This is a genomic window from Spinactinospora alkalitolerans (genome assembly GCF_013408795.1).
In the GTDB taxonomy this organism is placed as follows: domain Bacteria; phylum Actinomycetota; class Actinomycetes; order Streptosporangiales; family Streptosporangiaceae; genus Spinactinospora; species Spinactinospora alkalitolerans.
This window is the reverse complement of sequence record NZ_JACCCC010000001.1, coordinates 4,072,984-4,089,866: the sequence shown is the minus strand read 5'-3', so window position 1 is coordinate 4,089,866 and position 16,883 is coordinate 4,072,984. Positions and strand designations below refer to the sequence as shown.

Here is a 16,883-nt window from a genome sequence, read left to right as displayed (position 1 = left end):
TCGTCAGGAAAGACACACCGACCATGAGCTACGGTCCCCCTTCCGGCCCGCAGAACCCCGGTGGCTACGGCCCGCCCCCCGGCGGCTACCCGGGCGGTGGCTACCCGGGCGGTGGCTACCCCGGCGGTGGCTACCCCGGCGGGCAGCCGGGCGGCCAGCCGCCGAGCAACTGGCTGATCCCCTCGATCCTCACCACCATCTTCTGCTGCCTGCCCCTGGGCATCGTCGGCATCGTCTTCGCCACCCAGGTCAACAGCAAGTGGACCGTCGGGGACTACGCCGGCGCCGAGGACTCGGCCAAGAAGGCCAAGATGTTCACGCTGATCGGCGCCATCGGCGGTTTCGTCGTCGTCGCGCTCTACATCCTCTTCGTGGTGATCGTCGGCATCGGCACGGCGACGTCCGACCCCTACAGCACCTACTAATGACCGCTGAGGCGGATTCCACCCCGCAACGGCGCCGCCTGCATCCCGCAGTGGCGCCGTTGCTGGTGGGAGCGGCCGCCGTCACCGCGGCCGCCATGGTCCACTTCGTGGACCCCAACGAGCCGGGCCACTACCCGACCTGCCCGTGGCTGATGGTGACGGGCACGTTCTGCCCCGGGTGCGGCACCATGCGCTGCATCCACGCGCTGACCAACCTCGACATCGTCGGCGCGCTGCAGATGAACGTCCTGACGGTGGCCATGCTGCCGATCCTGGCGGTGAGCTACTTCGCCTGGCTCTACCGCTCGTTCCGGCCGCCCCGCCGGCAACTGGGGATGGCCCACCCCTTCTGGCTCTGGCTGCTGCTCGTCGTGATCCTGGCCTTCTGGCTGCTGCGCAACCTGCCCTTCGCGGCCTTCCTCGCGCCCGGCTGATCCGGTCCCGACCGACCGCGGTCCGCGCCGGATCAGCGGGTCGGCGCCCGCTCCGGCACGCTGTCGGCGGAGGCGGTGCCCCGCGCCTCGCGGCGGGTGGATACGATCGGTGCACAGGAGGCAGGCCGTGCACACGGCCCGCACCCCGTGACGCAACCGGCTGAAGCAATCGGCAAATGATGGAGGGGGCAGTCCCACGTGAGCGTGCTCGACGAGATTCTCGATGGAGTACGCGCCGATCTCGCCGATCGGCAGGCCGCCACGCCTCTGGAGCGGCTCAAGGAGCAGGCCGCCACGGTGCCGTGGCCCAAGGACGTCGCCGCGGCGCTGCGCAGCCCCGGCGTCCAGGTCATCGCCGAGGTCAAGCGCTCCAGCCCGTCCAAGGGCGCGCTGGCCGCGATCGCCGACCCCGCCGAGCTCGCCCGCGACTACGCGGCTGGCGGCGCCTGCCTGATCAGCGTCCTCACCGAGCGGCGCCGCTTCGGCGGCAGCCTCGACGACCTCGCGGCCGTGCGCGCCGCGGTCGAGACGCCGCTGCTGCGCAAGGACTTCGTGGTCAGCGCCTACCAGTTGTGGGAGGCGCGGGTCCACGGGGCCGACGCGGTGCTGCTGATCGTCGCCGCACTGGAGCAGGGCGCACTGGTCTCCCTGGTGGAGCGCGCCGAGTCGCTCGGCCTGACCCCGCTGGTGGAGGTGCACACCGAGGAGGAGATCGAGCGCGCCCTGGACGCCGGGGCCACCGTCATCGGCGTCAACGCGCGCGACCTCAAGACGCTCCAGGTCGACCGCGACACCTTCTCCCGGCTCGCTCCGCTGATCCCCGACGACCGGGTCCGGATCGCCGAGTCCGGTGTCCGCGGGCCGCACGACCTGCTGGCCTACGCCGGATACGGGGCCGACGCGGTCCTGGTGGGGGAGAGCCTGGTGATCGGGCGCAACCCGCGCGGGGCCGTGGCCGACCTGGTGACCGCCGGGGCGCACCCGGCCCTGCGGGATCGGCGCTGACCGTGCCGCCCGCGCCGCCACCCGCCCCGCCGCGCGCCCGCTTCCGGTGCCCGGTGCGGCGGGGCCTGCGATGGCTCTAGGGAGCCCGCCGCGAACCGGCCGACACCGGTGCCGCCACGGGCTCCCGTCGCCGTGCTGACCTTACTCTTCCCGTGTCGGCACGGTGCGCGTCCCGCGTCGCCGTGCCGGCCGTTTCCCGACCCACCTGCACCGCGCCGCGCCCGCAGGGGCGCACGCGGTTTGGAGAGCCCGATGAACACCGCACCATCCCGGTCCGCCCATCCCGACGCGGGCGGGCACTACGGCGAGTTCGGCGGCCGCTTCAGCCCCGAGGCGCTCGTCGCAGCCCTTGACGAGGTCGCGGCGGCCTGGGACAAGGCCAAGAACGACCCGGACTTCCACGCCGAGCTCGACGAGCTGCTGTCCAGCTACACCGGGCGGCCAAGCCCGCTCACCGACGCCCGCAACTTCAGCGAGCACTGCGGCGGCGCCAGGGTGCTCCTCAAGCGCGAGGACCTCAACCACACCGGCTCGCACAAGATCAACAACGTGCTCGGCCAGGCCCTGCTGACCAAGCGGATGGGCAAGACCCGGGTCATCGCCGAGACCGGGGCCGGCCAGCACGGCGTGGCCACCGCCACCGCCTGCGCGCTCATGGGCCTCGACTGCGTCGTCTACATGGGCGAGGAGGACACCCGCCGCCAGGCGCTCAACGTCGCCAGGATGCGCATGCTCGGCGCCGAGGTCGTCCCCGTCACCATCGGCAGCCGCACCCTCAAGGACGCGATCAACGAGGCGTTCCGCGACTGGGTGGCCAACGTCGACCACACCCACTACCTGTTCGGGACCGTCGCCGGTCCGCACCCGTTCCCGGCGCTGGTGCGCGACCTGCACTACGTCGTGGGCAAGGAGGCGCGCGAGCAGGTCCAGGCGCTCACCGGGCGGCTGCCCGACGCCGTCGCGGCCTGCGTCGGCGGCGGATCCAACGCCATCGCCATCTTCGCCGCCTTCATCCCCGACGCCGAGGTGCGCCTCTACGGCTTCGAGGCCGGCGGCGAGGGGATGGACAGCGGACGGCACGCCGCCTCCATCACCGGCGGTTCCCCCGGCGTCTTCCACGGCGCGCGCACCTACGTGCTGCAGGACGAGCACGGCCAGACCGTGCCCAGCCACTCCATCTCGGCCGGGCTGGACTACCCTGCGGTCGGCCCCGAGCACGCCTGGCTGGCCGACAGCGGCCGGGCCGCCTACGCCCCGATCACCGACGCCGAGGCGATGGAGGCGTTCAGGCTGCTGTGCCGCACCGAGGGCATCATCCCGGCGATCGAGAGCGCGCACGCGCTCGCCGGGGCGCGCAAGATCGGCGCCGAACTCGGACCCGAGGCGACCGTCCTGGTCAACCTCTCGGGCCGGGGCGACAAGGACGTCAACACCGCCGCGACCTACTTCGGGCTCGTGGACGACGAGGGGGAGCAGGCGTGACGACGCTGCAGACCAAGCTGGCCGAGGCCAGGGCCGCCGACCGCGCCGCACTGATCGGCTACCTGCCCGCGGGGTTCCCCGACGTCGAGTCCTCGATCAAGGTCATCGGGGCGATGGTCGAGGGCGGCTGCGACGTGATCGAGGTCGGGCTGCCCTACTCCGACCCGATGATGGACGGCCCCACGATCCAGAAGGCCGCCGACCGGGCACTGGCGGCCGGCACCACGCCCCGGGACGTGATCGAGGTCGTGGCGGCCACCGCGCGCACCGGCGCGGCGGCGCTGGTGATGTCCTACTGGAACCCGATCGACCGCTACGGCGCGGACGCATTCGCCGCCGACCTGGCCGCGGCCGGCGGCTCCGGCGTCATCACGCCCGACCTGCTGCCCGAGGAGGCCGGTCCGTGGATCGCCGCCACCGACGCCGCGGGGCTGGACCGGGTCTTCCTGGTCGCGCCGTCCTCCACCGACGAGCGGCTGCGCCTGACCACCGGCGCCTGCCGGGGGTTCGTCTACGCCGCCTCGCTGATGGGCGTCACCGGCACCCGTACCCAGGTCGCCGACACCGCTGAGAAGCTGGTCACCCGGACCCGCGCCGCGGCCGGCGCGGCGGACCTGCCGATCTGCGTCGGCCTGGGGATCTCCACCGGCGCCCAGGCGGCCGAGGTCGCGGGCTACGCCGACGGCGTCATCGTCGGCGCGGGCTTCTGCCAGCGGGTCCTGGACGCCCCCGATCTGGAGACCGGCCTCACCGCCGTGCGCTCCTTCGCCCAGGAGCTGGCCGAAGGGGTCCGGTCCCGGGCCTGACCGCAGCGGGCGGAGCGCGGCACCGCCTCTCGCTCCGCCCCGCGACCGCGCGCCGGCACGGCCGGGCGGCCCATGGTGAGAATCCGGTGAGAGTCCGGTGCGTCCGCGGCCGCCCGGCCGGTCGGGCGCGCCCGGATCGACTACAGTTTCGGCTGAGTTTCGGCTGCGATCCACGGCGCGAGCCCAAACGATGGACACAGTGTGATCACCACGCAACACACAGTAGGATCGGTGCGGCGCCCACCGCGCCGATGCGCGGTGGGACGACGCTCCGATCCCGCATCGTCCACGAGTCTCGGGGAAACCATGTCGACCGACATCGAAGAGCAGCCGCCGGCCGGTCCCGCGCCCGGCGCGACCGGCCCGTCCCGGTGGTCGCTGATCCAGCCCTGGGTGACCCTGGCCGCCCGGCTGGGCCTGGCCGGCGTGCTCGGCTACGCCGGATACACCAAGGTGATCGTTCCGGCCCTGTCGGTGCAGTCGGTGGAGGCCTACCAGCTCTTCTCCGACGACGTGAGCCGGTTCATCGGCTACACGCTGCCGCTGTTCGAGATCGCCCTGGCCCTGCTGCTCGTCGCGGGCCTGGCCACCCGCTACGTCGGAGCGGCCGGTGGCCTGCTGATGATCGTGTTCATCGCGGGGATCATCTCGGCGTGGAGCAGGGGCCTGACGATCGACTGCGGCTGCTTCGGCACCGGCGGCCAGGTCGGCGCCGATGAGACCCGGTACGGGATCGACGTGCTGCGCGACATCGGCTTCCTGGCGCTCGCCGGCATCGTCGTGGCCTGGCCGCGCTCGCCCTTCGCGCTCGACCGGGTCCTGGGGTTGTACCCGGCGGCCTCCGAAGGGACGGAGGAGTAGACCTCTTGGGCGCGGAGGCGGTTCGCGGACGGGCCGAGGGCCCCGCCGCGCCGCGTCCGCGCGGATCGCAGCGGCCTCGGCGGAGCCACGGGTAAGGACATCCGGCGAGGACGCGGTAGTACATCCGGCAAGGCGCGGTGAACGCGCTCGGCAAGGAACGGTGAACGACTGATGGGCAAGGCGGCGCGACGCGAGGCGCGTGAACGACTCAGGCAGGAGCGGATCAGGCAGCAGCAGCGGGCCAAGCGCAACAGGCTGCTCGCCGCCATCGGGGCCGCGGCGGCCGTGATCGCGCTCGTCGTCGGCGGCGGATACCTGGTCATGAACTGGGAGGGCGAGCCGGCCGCGGCATTCGACGGCGACCTCGCGGCGCAGACGCTGCAGCAGGACGGCAGCGTCGTCATGGCCCAGGAGGGCGCCTCGGCGCCGGTGGTCGAGGTCTACGTCGACTTCCAGTGCCCGGCGTGCCAGAAGTTCGAGGAGGCCAACGCCGACACGCTGAAGCAGCTCGCCGCCGAGGGCGAGGCCATCGTGCACCTGCGCCCGGTCAGCATCTTCGCCCAGAAGCAGGACCCGGTCAGCACCAACTCGCTGCGCGCCGGCGCCGCGGCCCGGGCGGCGGCCGACCACGGCAGGTTCGTCGAGTACAACGACAAGCTGTTCGCCAACCAGCCCGTGGAGGGCCGGCCGGGCTTCAGCCCCGAGGACCTCAAGAAGTGGGGCGAGGAGGTCGGCATCACCGACCCCGCCTTCGCCGAACGCGTCGACGCCGAGAGCGGCGTCGCCGAGCAGTTCACCGGCACCTACTACACTGCGCTCATCGCAAAGGCCCAGCAGGGACTCTCCGATGAGGAACTCTCCACCATGACGCTGAGCGACCTGAGGGAATGGGGCCGCGACCAGGGCGTGGACGACTCCTTCCTCGACGGCACCTACGTCGGCGAGCTGCTGGACACCACCGCGGCGGCCTACGGCAGGTACGAAGGCGACAACCGGTTCGGCGGCACCCCGTCGGTCTACATCAACGGCGAGCTGCAGGGCAACAACGTCTACGATGCCTCAGGCCTGACCGAGGCGGTCGAGTCGGCTCAGGCCGGCGAGGTCGACACCGAACCGCTCAGCACCGACGACGCGGCCACCCCCGGCCCCAGCCCCAGCGAATCCTCCAGCGCCAAGGACACATCCGAAGAATGACGACTCCGTCCAGCATCGACGCGGGCGCGGCCGGCACCGGCCGCGCCCTCGCCGCGATCCCCAGCCCCGACATCAGCGCGATCCACCTGGGACCGCTGACCATCCACTTCTACGCGCTGTGCATCCTCGCCGGCGTCATCGCGGCGGTCTACTGGAGCGAGCGCCGCTGGACCGCCATGGGCGGCCGGCCCGGCACCATCATGGACCTCGCGGTCCCCGCGGTGCTCCTGGGGCTCGTCGGTGGTCGGCTCTACCACGTCATCTCCGACTACCAGCTCTACTTCGCGCCGGGCAAGGAGCCGATCCGGGCGCTCTACATCTGGGAGGGCGGCCTGGGCATCTGGGGCGCGGTCCCGCTGGGCGCGCTGGGCGTGTGGCTGGTGGCGCGCAGCCGCGGCCTGTCGCTGACGCAGCTGTCGTTCGCGATCGCCCCGACCATCCCGCTGGCGCAGGCGTTCGGCCGCTGGGGCAACTACTTCAACCAGGAGCTGTTCGGGGCGCCCACCGACGTGCCGTGGGCGGTCGAGATCTCCCCCTTCCCCAACGGTGCGCTGCGGCCCGGCATGGAACCCGGCGTCTTCACCTACCACCCGACGTTCCTGTACGAGTCGCTGTGGTGCCTGGCGCTCGCGGTGTTCCTGGCCTGGGCCGGGCGGCGCTACACCGAGGCCCTGCGCGGCGGGCGGCTCTTCGCGCTCTACGTCATGGGCTACTGTGTGGGTCGGTTCTGGATCGAATACCTGCGGGTCGACCCCGCGAACCAGATCCTGGGCTTCCGCCTCAACAACTGGACCTCGATCCTGGTGTTCCTGGGCGCCCTGGCCTACTTCGTGTGGGCCGGCCGCCGGATCGACCGGTTCTCCACGCGGGTCGTCCCCGTGGGGGAGGACGAGGGCACCCAGATGATCGACACCGACCCCGGCGTCTCCGACGACCAGGACGCCGCCGAACGGCCGTCGAAGTCGGCGGGGGCCGCAGGAGAAGGCAGCGACCCCGACGCGGAGCCTCCCGCGCAATCCGGTGCCAACGGCGCCGACGGGGCGAAACGTGAGGAATAGCGCGACCACCTTCCGTGGTGGGGGCGCCACGGAGGAATCGCCGGACAGATGAGCACGCACCTGAGCAACTCCGAGTCCACGGAGCCGGTCGGACGCCGGTCCCGGCGAGCGCGCTCGGAACCGGAGCGGCAGGGCCGCAGGAGCCGCGCCGGCTCCGGCCGCCGGGACGCCGACGACCGCGACGACGCGGTGCCGGAGCACGACGACGCGGTGCCGGAGCCCGACGGCGCCGGCGGCAGGACGCGGCGCGGCGCCCAGTCGGGCCGGGTCGGACGTTCGGCCAGGGCCGCGCGAAAGAAGAAGAGCCGGCAGGGCAGGGCCGCCGCTGCCAAGGGGGCGCGCTCCGGGCGCCGCTCGGCCGAGGAGCCGGCCCCCCAGGCCGGCGGCGCCCGCCGGAGCCGCCGGTCGGCCTCCGCCGACGGCCGACTCGACCCGGTCTCCCGGTTCTCCGCCTCGGCCCTGCGCCGGGTCACCGTCCTGGGGGACCGGCCGGGCCAGGTCGTCTACTCGCTGGCCGAGCAGAGCCGGCGCAAGCGCGGCACCTACATCCTGGGCACCCTGTTCGGCCTCTTCGGGGTCGCGCTGGTCGCCCTGCTCGGGATGCTGGCCTACCAGTTCTTCTCGCCCGCGGACGTCGACAGGAATCACGTCACCCAGATCGTCGCCCCGCCCGAGGGCCACACGACGCTGCAGCCGGACCTGTACCACGCCCAGGAGCAGCAGGAGATCTTCGACCCCATCGTGCAGCGCCCCGAAGACGGCGAGCCGCTCACCGAGGAGGAGGTCTTCGACTCGGCGGAGAAGCTGAAGCTCGACGACTTCGAGCTGACCCTGCGCGAGTCCGAGGTCACCGACGCCTGCACCGGTGTGGTCTGGGGCGACGAGATCGCCCAGACGCTCGCCGACGGCTCCTGCGCCTCGGCGGCGCGCGGCGTCTACCGGGACGCCGACGAGACCTACGTGGCCCAGTTCACGCTCTTCGACCTGGCCGACGCCGATGCCTCGGCCGCGGCCTCCGAGGCGCTCGGCCCCGGGACGGCCCCCGGCTTCGTGCTGCCGCTCAACACCGAGATCGACGGCCTGCAGAAGGGCTACAGCCAGGCGACGTCGCAGGTCATGGGCCACTACCTGGCGGTCTTCTGGGTGGCGCGCACCGACGGCGGCGAACCCGAGGACGACGACTCCATGGCCACGCTCAACGTGGTCGCGATGGACGCCGCGGTGTCGGTGTACGAGAAGGTCCGCGACACCGCATCCGATGACGAGGGCTGACCGGGCGCCCGCCCGGTACGGGGAACCCGGCAGGCGGTGACGTCCACTACTCTGGTTGCTCGCTCCCCGCTTCTCCCCCGAGAAAAATCCCCTCACCCCTTCGAGAGGTCCTGGTGTCATCACTTGAGCCGTCCCCGCCCGGTTCCTCCGGTGGCCGGCGGAGGAAACCCGCCGGAGCCGACTCCATCGAGGGTCTGGTCGCCCCGCCGCCGCGCCGCAAGGGGGCCAAGGGGTCCCGTCGGCGCAAGGGGGAGCGCAAGCGCCGCGGCAGGATGCTGCCGGTCCTGATCGTGGCGCTCGGCGTGGCCGTCGTCGCGCTCGTCGCCGTGCTGGTCATGGAGTTCGTCGTGGGCGGCTCCGCGTCGGCCGGGCGTGCGGTGCCCGCCTCGTACGAGATCTACGACTCCGGTGAGGCCACCGAGGTGCTCGGCGACCGCGAGGTCGATCCGCGCCCGCTGGCCGAGTCCGAGGTCTTCGAGCGCGGCAACGACGAGATCGACAGCCAGGGCATCACCTTCACCCTGGCCGCCAAGTCGCTCACCGACAACTGCGCCGAAGCGGTGTGGGGGGAGCGTGTGGCGGCGGCGCTGGAGGAGGCGGACTGCTCGCAGGTGGCCCGGGCCGGCTACACCTCCGATGACTACGTCGGCGTGGCGACCATGTTCAAGCTGCGCGACACCGACGCCTCCCAGGCGGTCGCCGCGGCCCTGGAGCCGCCGGAGGAGGACTCCGACGCCGAACCCGGCTTCCTGGTCCCGCCCGGCGAGGAGGAGCCGTTCAGCGGCCTCGGGGGCGGCTACAGCGCAGCCGAGGCGACGGTCAACGGCCACTACCTGGTGGTGACCTGGGTCCAGTCGCTCGGCTCCACCTCCCCGGAGGAGCGCGAGAACCTCACCGCCCCGCTCATCGCGCTGGGCAACTTCGACTTCCCGCTCTACCGCCGCCTGCTGGAGCAGGAGAACGCCATCGGCGGCTCCGAGGCCGGGACCGAGAGCGGCACCGAGGACGCCGCGGGGACGGAGGGCGCCGGCACGGAGACCGGAGCCGGCACCGAGGGGGCCGCCGGCACCGGAACCGAGGGCGCGGCGGGCACCGAGGGAACCGGCACCGAAGGAGCCGGAACCGGCCCCGGCACCGGCACGCCCGTCGGGTAGCGCTTCAGCCGGGGTTGTCCACAGGTCTCGCCCCGTGCTTGGCCGCGGGGCTTGACACGGGCATGATCGTCTTGACGCGGTTCCTTGAAGTGGGTGGTCAGCCCCCGGATGGGGCGGGGCGTGGTCCGGGGGGGCGGCTTCAGGGAGTCGGCGCGTTCAGGTCGGCGACCAGGGCGGCCACCGCGTGGTCCAGCTCCTTCAGCCGGTGGCGGGGGAGGTCGAGCAGGGTGTGGCCGGACAGCCACGGGGCTGCCGCGGCGATTCGGGTGCGGGCCTGCTTCTTGTTGACCGGATGCCCGATGTCGGCGGCCACCCGGATCAGGCCCTCGCGCAGCACGCTCGCCACCGTGCCGTGGGCGCGGTCGCGGCAGTGCCACAGCAGGCGCGTCACCGGGTCGGCGTCATCGGGGAGGTCGACCCGCCGGGCCGCCACCACGCAGCGGCGTGCGTCGGGGGAGCCGTTCAGGAAGCGCAGCTCGTAGCGGGGGGCGACGATCTCGCGCAGGTTCCGCTGTCCTGCGGCGTCGCGCACCTCGGGGGTGCCGGCCGGCACCACGACCCGCACCCGGGCGGCCGATGAGGCCAGGATCGAGCGGCTCAGCAGCGCCTCCCAGCCCCCGGTGAGGTTGATCACCGCGTCCTGCGCAGCGGTCGGCGCCGCCAGCCAGGTGACCGTCCGCACGCGCCGGGCGCCTTCGGGCACGGCCCCGCTCGGCCAGTCGCCGACGACGGTGTCGGCCGCGGCGAGGTCCGGCAGCGCGCCGGCGGTGGCGGCGTCGAGCGCGCCGCGGGACTCCTTGGCGTTGGCGCCCCGGCTGTAGATCCGGGCCGCGTCGCGGCCGGAACCGCCCGCGGGCGTGCGGGTGGTGCCGCGCAGCACGTACAGGTCACTGGCCGCGCCGATCGCCTCCGCTCCGAGGTAGCGGTTGAAGTCCGGCCAGATCGCCTCGGTGGCCAGGCCCAGCCTGGTCAGCCTCTCCTGGGTCTTGACCGTGAGCGCCGGCGTGGTCTCGCTGGCGCCGTAGGCCAGCAGCACGCGGCCGCGGCGCGGATCGGCGAGCCCCTCCAGGCCGCGCCGTACGAACAGTTCCACGCCCTCGGGGGTGTAAGGCGGGTCGGTGAACACCAGGTCGGCGCGGCCGCGCACCGCGGCGGGCAGCCCCAGACGCAGGTCGGCGAAGTGGCAGCGCACCCGCAGGCCGAGCCGGGCGGCGGCGGAGTCGATGTAGGCGAGCATGCGCTCGTCGACGTCGACCACGTCCGCCTCGGTCCCCGGGCGCACCAGGCCGGCGGCCAGCGAGGTGAGGTCGTGGTCGCCCACGCACAGCAGGCGGGCGCCGGACAGTTCGAAACGAGTGGCGAGAAACACGGCCCGGCGCAGCGCGGTGTCGGCGGTCGCGGCCACGTGGTCCAGGTCGAGCCGGGACCGCGGGGCCTCGGCGACCAGCCGTTCCAACTCGGCGGCCGCCTCGGGGCGGGCGTGCAGCAGGTGGCCGACGGGGTCGGCCGGCCTCGGCCGGTCGAACGCGGCGTAGCCGCCGGGAGCGCGCAGCCGGACCCGTTCGTCGTCGCGCTCCAGCTCGTCGCCGAGCGCGTCGAGGACGCCGTCCATGACGCGGTTGGCGACGGCGGTGGCGCGCACCAGTTCGCGGCCGCTCCACCACCGGCCGTCGGAGAGGGCTGCGAGGACGCGGTGGCCGCGGGTGGCGTCGACGCCCTGCTCATCGAGCAGTTCGGACAGCCGCGGGGGAAGATCGGTCATCGGTGATGATCGTAGCGGCGGCGGCGCGTGCCGGGGCGCGCCGCGCTCTCTCAGCGCCGGGTGCTCCCTCCGCGCCGCGCGCTCCGTCCATGCCGCGCGGCTCTCTTCGCGCCGCGGTCGCGCGACGGTGCCGGTGACCGGTCCGGCCGCCGGAGGGCGGGAACGGCGAAGGGCGGGTATGGGGGAGTCCGGAGACGAAGAGCGGTACCGTTCGGCCGATGGGAAGGACGGGCGGGCGGCGGGAGCCCGTGCGGCGCCGCGCGGATCCCTCTGTTCCCTCGTGCGGGAAGAGGCGCCCCCGGGTTGGAGCGCGCTCTGGCAGGGGATATACGGTTGAGGAGCCGCTCTCCTCCCGTTTGGGATGTTTGCGGTGCCCGCTCCTTGGATACATTTCGCAGGGCCCGCCACGGTCGTCGGCATCGGCCGACGTATTCTTTGCGGGCCGGGGACTCTCCCCATCGACCGTCGCGGCGTGGCGACGGTTGGTCTAGACCTTCGTTTGACGAGGGGTCCAGACCGCCATGTAACGTAAGTTACCAGCGAGTGTTGCGATTACCTGGTAAGACACCGGTTGGCACGAAGGAGTGGACGCAGGTTCGCCGTGGGCGGCCTGCGTAATGGGTGCGGGTAACGCGATCATCGCACGCTGACGCAGCAGGGCCAATGTCGTCCCGAACGCGCTTTTTCGAAAGCAGACGAAAGACGACAGGAGGGTAGATGCCTGCTGGCCAGGTGCAGCGTTCGTCCGTCCGACCGAACGCCAAGACCGCTTCCGAGGGCCTGTACGACAGCTCCTACGAACACGACGCCTGCGGCGTCGGATTCGTCGCCGACCTCTCCGGCCGTCGCAGCCACGACATCGTCGAGAAGGCGCTCACCGTACTGCGCAACCTCGACCACCGCGGCGCCTCCGGCGCCGATCCCGACGACGGCGACGGCGCCGGGATCCTCACCCAGATCCCCGACGAGCTCTTCCGGGAGGTCTGCCCCTTCGACCTGCCCGAGGCCGGGGCCTACGCCGTCGGCATCGGCTTCCTGCCCACCGATGCCGCCGAGCGCGCCGAGGCGACGGCCGCGGTCGGCCGCATCGTCGACGAGGAGGGCCTGGCCCTGCTCGGCTGGCGCGACCTGCCCTTCGAGCCGCGCTACTGCGGCCCGGCCGCCGGCGAGGTCATGCCGTTCTTCGGTCAGCTCTTCGTCGCCGGCCGGGCCGGCACGGCCACCGAGGGGCTGACCGGCATCGCGCTGGAGCGCTACGCCTACTGCGTGCGCAAGCGCGCCGAGCACGAGGCCGGCGTCTACTTCCCGAGCCTGTCCCCGCGCACCATCACCTACAAGGGCATGCTCACCACGCCGCAACTGGAGCCGTTCTTCCCGGACCTGTCCGATCGGCGCTACGCCTCCGGCCTGGCCCTGGTGCACTCCCGCTTCTCCACCAACACCTTCCCGTCGTGGCCGCTGGCGCACCCGTTCCGCTACGTCGCCCACAACGGCGAGATCAACACGGTCAAGGGCAACCGCAACTGGATGCGGGCGCGCGAGGCCACGCTGGCCAGCGACCTCATCCCCGGTGACATGTCCCGGCTGTTCCCGATCGTCGACGCCGAGGACTCCGACACCGCCTCCTTCGACGCCGCGCTGGAGCTGCTGCACCTGGGCGGGCGATCGCTGCCGCACGCGGTGCTCATGATGATCCCGGAGCCGTGGGAGAACCACACCGAGATGGACCCGGCGGTCCGGGCCTTCTACGAGTTCCACTCGATGCTGATGGAGCCCTGGGACGGCCCCGCCTCCGTCACCTTCACCGACGGCTCGCTCATCGGCGCCGTCCTCGACCGCAACGGCCTGCGCCCCGGGCGCTACTGGGTGACCGACGACGGCCTCGTCGTGCTGGCCAGCGAGGTCGGCGTCCTGGACATCGACCCCGCCCGCGTCGTGCGCAAGGGCCGCCTGCAGCCCGGACGCATCTTCGTCGTCGACACCGCCGAAGGCCGCATCATCGAAGACGAGGAGGTCAAGGCCGAACTCGCCGCCGAACACCCCTACGCCGAGTGGCTGGAGCGCGGTGCGGTCCACCTCGGCGACCTCCCCGCGGCCGAGCCCGCCCCGGTGGTCGACCTCGTGCACGACCAGCAGGTCTTCGGCTACACCGAGGAGGAGCTGCGGGTCATCCTCACGCCCATGGCCCGCACCGGCGCCGAGCCGATCGGCTCGATGGGCACCGACACCCCGGTCGCGGCGCTGTCCAGCCGCTCCCGGCAGCTCTTCGACTACTTCTCCCAGGGGTTCGCCCAGGTCACCAACCCGCCGCTGGACGCCATCCGCGAGGAGCTGGTCACCAGCCTGCACACCGCGCTGGGCGCGGAGGAGAACGTGCTGTCCCCGGACCCCGAGGACTGCCGCCGCGTCGTGCTGCCCACCCCGGTGGTCGACGAGGCCGGACTCGCCTCGATCGTCGCCGCGGGCGGCCCCGAGGGCGACCCGTCCTTCCGCGTGCACGTCGCCAACGGCACCTACCCGGTGGCCGGCGGCGGAGCCGCGCTGGCCGCCCGCCTCGACGAGATCTGCGCCGAGGTCTCCGCGGCCATCGAGCAGGGCGCGCACATCATCGTGCTCAGCGACAGGGGACGCGACGCGAATGCGAGCGAACGAGCGGAGTCGTCGGCGTCGACGCGCGAAGCGCCCACTGGGGCGGCGGCGCAGCGAGAGAGGAGCGTGAGCGCGCAGAAGAGGCGCCACTCCGAGGAGGGCGGGGAAGGCATCGACGCCGAGCGCGCGCCGATCCCGTCGCTGCTGCTCACCGGAGCCGTCCACCACCATCTGGTGCGGGAGAAGACCCGCACCGAGGTCGGCCTGGTGGTCGAGGCCGGCGACGTCCGCGAATGCCACCACGTGGCGCTGCTGGTCGGCTACGGCGCCTCGGCGGTCAGCCCCTACCTGGCCCTGGCCACGGTGCGCGACATGGTCGCGCGCGGCGTCATCGGCGGTGTGGAGGCCGCCGAAGCCGCCCGCAACACCGTCAAGGCGTTCGGCAAGGGCGTCTTGAAGATCATGTCCAAGATGGGCGTGTCCACGGTCGGCTCCTACACCGGCGCGCAGATCTTCGAGGCCCTCGGCCTGGGCGCCGAGGTCGTCGACCGCTGCTTCACCGGCACCACCTCCCGCCTCGGCGGCGTCGGCTTCGACGTCCTCGCCGAGGAGGTCCGCATGCGCCACGCCGCCGCCTACGCCGTCAACCCCGCCGACCACCGGCGTCTGGCCGTGGGCGGGGAGTACCAGTGGCGCCGCGAGGGCGAGCCGCACCTGTTCAACCCCGAGACGGTCTTCAAGCTGCAGCACTCCACCCGGACGCGCCGCTACGAGATCTTCAAGGAGTACACCTCCAAGATCGACGAGCAGGCCGAGAGCCTCATGACGCTGCGCGGCCTGTTCAGGCTCAAGGAGGGCGTGCGCGAGCCGGTCCCGATCGAGGAGGTCGAGCCGGTCTCGGAGATCGTCAAGCGCTTCTCCACCGGTGCGATGTCCTACGGCTCCATCTCGGCCGAGGCCCACGAGACGCTGGCCATCGCCATGAACCGCCTCGGCGGCAAGTCCAACACCGGCGAGGGCGGCGAGGACGCGCGCCGGTTCACCGCCGACGAAAACGGCGACCTGCGGCGCAGCGCCATCAAGCAGGTCGCCTCCGGCCGGTTCGGCGTGACCTCGCACTACCTCACCAACGCCGACGACATCCAGATCAAGATGGCCCAGGGAGCCAAGCCCGGTGAGGGCGGCCAACTGCCCGGCCACAAGGTCTACCCGTGGGTCGCCGGCACCCGGCACTCCACGCCCGGCGTCGGCCTCATCTCGCCGCCGCCGCACCACGACATCTACTCCATCGAGGACCTCGCCCAGCTCATCCACGACCTGAAGAACGCCAACCCCTCGGCGCGGGTGCACGTGAAGCTGGTGTCGGAGGCCGGTGTCGGCACCGTCGCCGCCGGCGTGTCCAAGGCGCACGCCGACGTGGTGCTCATCTCCGGCCACGACGGCGGCACCGGCGCTTCGCCGCTGACCTCGCTCAAGCACGCCGGCACGCCGTGGGAGCTCGGCCTGGCCGAGACGCAGCAGACCCTGCTGCGCAACGGCCTGCGCGACCGCATCGTGGTGCAGGCCGACGGCCAGCTCAAGACCGGCCGCGACGTCATCGTGGCGGCGCTGCTGGGCGCCGAGGAGTTCGGGTTCGCCACCGCGCCGCTGGTGGTGTCGGGCTGCGTCATGATGCGCGTGTGCCACCTCGACACCTGCCCGGTGGGCGTGGCCACCCAGAATCCCGAGCTGCGCGAGCGCTACACCGGCAAGGCCGAGTTCGTGGTGAACTTCTTCGAGTTCATCGCCCAGGAGGTCCGCGAGCACCTGGCCGCGCTGGGCTTCCGCAGCCTGGACGAGGCCATCGGCGCCGTCGACCTCCTGGAGACCGGCGGGGCCGTACAGCACTGGAAGGCCTCCGGCCTGGACCTCGCGCCGATCCTGCACGAGGTGCGGCCCTGGGCCGGCGACCACCGCCGCCAGGTCCGCGGCCAGGACCACGGCCTGGAGAAGGCGCTGGACAACACGCTGATCCAACTGTCGGAGGGCGCGCTGGAGTACGGCGAGCCGCTCAAGCTGGACCTGCCGGTCCGCAACGTCAACCGCACCGTGGGCACCATGCTCGGCCACGAGGTCACCAAGCGCTACGGCGCCGAGGGCCTGCCCGACAACAGCATCGACGTGAGCTTCACCGGCTCGGCCGGCCAGTCCTTCGGCGCGTTCCTGCCCAAGGGCGTGACGCTGCGCCTCACCGGTGACGCCAACGACTACGTCGGCAAGGGCCTGTCCGGTGGCCGCATCACGGTGCGCCCCGAGGACGGCGTCCAGTTCACCCCGGAGGACCAGATCATCGCCGGCAACGTCATCGCCTACGGCGCGACGTCGGGCGAGGTGTTCCTGCGGGGCGTCGTCGGCGAGCGGTTCTGCGTCCGCAACTCCGGCGCGCTGGCCGTCGTCGAGGGCGTCGGCGACCACGGGTGCGAGTACATGACCGGCGGCCGAGCGGTCATCCTCGGCCGCACCGGCCGCAACTTCGCCGCGGGCATGTCCGGCGGCATCGCCTACGTGCTCGACCTGGACACCGAGCGCGTCAACGGCGGGATGGTCGACATCGATCCGCTCGACGACGAGGACCGCGCGTTCCTGGAGGACGTGCTGGGCCGGCACTACGCCGAGACCGGCTCGACCGTCGCCCAGCGCGTCCTGGCCGACTTCGACGTCGAGGTGGAGCGCTTCGGCAAGGTCATGCCGCGCGACTTCAAGCGGGTCCTGGCCGCCCAGGCCGACGCCGAGCGCGAGGGCCGCAACGTGGACGAGGCCATCATGGCCGCAGCCCAGTCCTAGAAGCCGGCTGACGGAAAG

General features: G+C 72.6%; 12 protein-coding genes. 11 read left to right on the top strand and 1 reads right to left on the bottom strand.

All coding sequences use genetic code 11. The features are described from left to right. The first annotated feature begins 23 nt into the window (after positions 1-23). The 10 genes from HDA32_RS18125 to HDA32_RS18080 all read left to right on the top strand — a co-directional run bounded on the left by HDA32_RS18125 (position 24) and on the right by HDA32_RS18080 (position 9,691). Positions 24-425, top strand: coding sequence for a CD225/dispanin family protein (locus HDA32_RS18125; protein WP_179644310.1), 402 nt, complete (start codon positions 24-26; stop codon positions 423-425). Continuing rightward, positions 425-859, top strand: a complete 435-nt coding sequence (locus tag HDA32_RS18120; RefSeq protein WP_179644309.1) for a DUF2752 domain-containing protein — start codon at positions 425-427, stop codon at positions 857-859. The genes HDA32_RS18125 and HDA32_RS18120 overlap by 1 nt, the downstream gene beginning before the upstream one ends. A 198-nt stretch (positions 860-1,057) precedes the next feature. Continuing rightward, positions 1,058-1,864, top strand: a complete 807-nt coding sequence (trpC, locus tag HDA32_RS18115; protein WP_179644308.1) for an indole-3-glycerol phosphate synthase TrpC — start codon at positions 1,058-1,060, stop codon at positions 1,862-1,864. A gap of 252 nt (positions 1,865-2,116) precedes the next feature. Further along, positions 2,117-3,346 carry a tryptophan synthase subunit beta gene (trpB, locus tag HDA32_RS18110; protein ID WP_179644307.1) on the top strand — a complete coding sequence of 410 codons (1,230 nt, stop codon included), beginning with the start codon at positions 2,117-2,119 and terminating at the stop codon, positions 3,344-3,346. Further along, positions 3,343-4,152: a tryptophan synthase subunit alpha gene (trpA, locus tag HDA32_RS18105; RefSeq protein WP_179644306.1), complete on the top strand. Its 810-nt coding sequence runs from the start codon at positions 3,343-3,345 to the stop codon at positions 4,150-4,152. Before trpB ends, trpA begins: the two co-directional genes overlap by 4 nt. Positions 4,153-4,458: 306 nt before the next feature. Next, on the top strand, positions 4,459-5,013 hold the full coding sequence (locus tag HDA32_RS18100) for a MauE/DoxX family redox-associated membrane protein (RefSeq protein ID WP_179644305.1): 555 nt from the start codon (positions 4,459-4,461) through the stop codon (positions 5,011-5,013). Positions 5,014-5,184: 171 nt separating this feature from the next. Then, positions 5,185-6,207, top strand: coding sequence for a DsbA family protein (locus HDA32_RS18095; RefSeq protein WP_179644304.1), 1,023 nt, complete (start codon positions 5,185-5,187; stop codon positions 6,205-6,207). Then, positions 6,204-7,265, top strand: coding sequence for a prolipoprotein diacylglyceryl transferase (lgt, locus tag HDA32_RS18090; RefSeq protein ID WP_179644303.1), 1,062 nt, complete (start codon positions 6,204-6,206; stop codon positions 7,263-7,265). Before HDA32_RS18095 ends, lgt begins: the two co-directional genes overlap by 4 nt. A gap of 48 nt (positions 7,266-7,313) precedes the next feature. Then, positions 7,314-8,537, top strand: a complete 1,224-nt coding sequence (locus HDA32_RS18085) for a hypothetical protein (protein ID WP_246334407.1) — start codon at positions 7,314-7,316, stop codon at positions 8,535-8,537. Between the two features lie 113 nt (positions 8,538-8,650). Then, on the top strand, positions 8,651-9,691 hold the full coding sequence (locus tag HDA32_RS18080; protein WP_179644302.1) for a hypothetical protein: 1,041 nt from the start codon (positions 8,651-8,653) through the stop codon (positions 9,689-9,691). Positions 9,692-9,830: 139 nt separating this feature from the next. On the opposite strand, the gene HDA32_RS18075 is transcribed toward HDA32_RS18080, so the two are convergent. Then, positions 9,831-11,453 (bottom strand): bis-aminopropyl spermidine synthase family protein, encoded by a 1,623-nt coding sequence (locus HDA32_RS18075; RefSeq protein WP_179644301.1) that lies wholly within the window; start codon positions 11,451-11,453, stop codon positions 9,831-9,833. A gap of 717 nt (positions 11,454-12,170) precedes the next feature. On the opposite strand from HDA32_RS18075, the gene gltB reads away from it, so the two are divergent. Continuing rightward, positions 12,171-16,865, top strand: coding sequence for a glutamate synthase large subunit (gene gltB / locus HDA32_RS18070; RefSeq protein WP_179644300.1), 4,695 nt, complete (start codon positions 12,171-12,173; stop codon positions 16,863-16,865). The last annotated feature ends 18 nt before the right edge of the window (positions 16,866-16,883 follow it).